The organism is Pseudomonas sp. NPDC089530, assembly GCF_050280705.1.
In the GTDB taxonomy this organism is placed as follows: domain Bacteria; phylum Pseudomonadota; class Gammaproteobacteria; order Pseudomonadales; family Pseudomonadaceae; genus Aquipseudomonas.
Map to the genome: position 1 here is coordinate 1 of NZ_JBNNVU010000198.1, position 2,417 is coordinate 2,417.

Genomic DNA, 2,417 nt, shown 5'->3' on the forward strand with positions numbered 1-2,417 from the left:
GTGGTGAAGGTGGTTACCTGATCAACAAGCATGGTGAGCGTTTCATGGAGCGTTATGCTCCGAACGCCAAGGACCTTGCCGGTCGTGACGTTGTTGCCCGTTCGATGGTTAAAGAGATCATCGCCGGCAACGGCTGCGGTCCGAACGGCGACCACGTGATGCTCAAGCTCGACCACCTGGGCGAGGAAGTGCTGCACAGCCGTCTGCCAGGTATCTGCGAACTGTCCAAGACTTTCGCTCACGTTGACCCGGTTGTCGCTCCGGTTCCGGTCGTTCCGACTTGCCACTACATGATGGGCGGCGTTGCCACCAACATTCATGGCCAGGCGATCACCCAGAACGCCGAAGGCGTGGACGAAATCATTCCAGGCCTGTTCGCCGTAGGTGAAGTGGCTTGCGTATCGGTGCACGGTGCCAACCGTCTGGGCGGCAACTCGCTGCTCGACCTGGTGGTATTCGGTCGCGCAGCCGGCCTGCACCTGGAAAAAGCCCTGACCGACGGTATCGAATATGACGACGCTACCGAAGCCGACATCAATGCGGCCCTGGCGCGTCTGTCTGCTCTGAACGCACGTACCGATGGTGAAGACGTAGCTACCCTGCGTCGCGAGCTGCAAAGCTGCATGCAGAACTACTTCGGTGTATTCCGCACTGGCGAATACATGCAGAAGGGTATTGCCCAGCTGGCCGAACTGCGTACCCGCATTGCCAACGTCAAGATCAACGACAAGTCGCAGGCGTTCAACACTGCGCGTATCGAAGCGCTGGAACTGCAGAACCTGCTGGAAGTGGCTGAAGCCACCGCCATCGCTGCAGAAGTGCGCAAAGAGTCCCGCGGCGCCCACGCCCGTGAAGACTTCGAAGACCGTGACGACGAAAACTGGCTGTGCCACACCCTGTACTTCCCGGGTGAGAAGCGCGTTGCCAAGCGTGCCGTTAACTTCTCGCCGAAGACTGTTCCGACTTTTGAACCAAAAGTCCGGACTTACTAAAGGGTGATCGATATGTTGCAAGTTGAAGTTTATCGTTACAACCCTGACACCGACTCTGCGCCGAAAACCCAGGTTTTCCAGGTCGACACCGGTGGCAAGGATCTGATGGTGCTGGACGTACTGGCGCTGATCAAAGAGCAGGACGAAGGTTTCTCCTACCGTCGCTCCTGCCGCGAAGGCGTTTGCGGTTCCGATGGCATGAACATCAACGGCAAGAACGGCCTGGCTTGCATCACGCCGCTGTCCGCCGTAGTGAAGAACAACAAGCTGGTTGTTCGCCCGCTGCCAGGTTTGCCGGTTATCCGTGACCTGGTCGTCGATATGAGCATCTTCTACAAGCAATACGAGAAGGTGAAGCCATTCCTGCAGAACGACACGCCGGCCCCGGCCATCGAGCGTCTGCAGTCCCCGGAAGAGCGCGAAAAGCTCGATGGTCTGTACGAGTGCATCCTGTGCGCTTGCTGCTCGACTTCCTGCCCGTCCTTCTGGTGGAACCCGGACAAGTTCCTGGGCCCGGCCGCTCTGCTGCAAGCCTATCGCTTCCTGGCAGACAGCCGCGACACTAAGACCTCCGAGCGTCTGGCTTCGCTGGATGATCCGTTCAGCGTATTCCGCTGCCGCGGCATCATGAACTGCGTCAACGTCTGTCCGAAAGGCCTGAACCCGACTAAGGCCATCGGTCACATACGTAACATGCTGCTGCAGAGCGGCGTGTGATTCAGCTGCTGTAACCCAGCTGTTGTAAAGGCAGGACCGCTGTACCCGTGGATGCTACGGCGCAGGCTTCAACCGGCGCCGTAGTTTTAAGCTGAGCAGCAGCTCAAAAAGTTGCCGCTCGTATTTTGAAGAAATGAGACAAGCAGGGGCATCCGGGCTGGTACCCGGACTATCAGCGTGATCCTAAGTGGCTTGTTTTGGTCGCTGCACTCGGACTTTTGCAAGTTTGCTCGGTGTCTTCGCCGGTGGTGTTCCCCTAACCGAGGGTGACCAAGCATGCAAGAAAGCGTGATGCAGCGCATGTGGAACAGCGCCTACCTATCCGGTAGTAACGCTGCCTATGTGGAAGAGCTCTACGAGCTCTACCTGCACGACCCTAACGCTGTGCCAGAAGAGTGGCGCACTTACTTCCAGAAGTTGCCTACCGACGGCAGCACTGCCATCGATGTTTCGCACTCGACAATCCGCGATCATTTCGTGTTGCTGGCAAAGAACCAGCGCCGCGCCCAGCCGGTATCCGCCGGTAGCGTGAGCAGTGAGCACGAGAAGAAGCAAGTTGAAGTGCTGCGATTGATCCAGGCCTATCGGATGCGTGGCCACCAGGGATCCCAGCCGAGCAACTGATCCTCAACGACAGCCACACCAACATCGGCAACGACCGGCGCGAGCAGATCAGCCGCGACAGTCACAGCCTGGTTGAAAATGACC

Annotated in this window: 2 protein-coding genes and 1 pseudogene; all 3 read left to right on the forward strand. The window is 58.1% G+C overall.

The window, feature by feature from the left end; translation table 11 throughout:
• Window positions 1-992, forward strand: a 992-nt coding sequence (locus tag ACQKQA_RS30185) for an FAD-binding protein (protein ID WP_427564785.1), incomplete at its 5' end; no start/stop codon positions are given.
• Between the two features lie 12 nt (window positions 993-1,004).
• Window positions 1,005-1,709, forward strand: coding sequence for a succinate dehydrogenase iron-sulfur subunit (locus tag ACQKQA_RS30190; protein ID WP_038581011.1), 705 nt, complete (start codon window positions 1,005-1,007; stop codon window positions 1,707-1,709).
• Window positions 1,710-1,985: 276 nt separating this feature from the next.
• A pseudogene (locus ACQKQA_RS30195) lies at window positions 1,986-2,318 on the forward strand (2-oxoglutarate dehydrogenase E1 subunit family protein); the annotation flags it as partial.
• Between the last annotated feature and the right edge of the window lie 99 nt (window positions 2,319-2,417).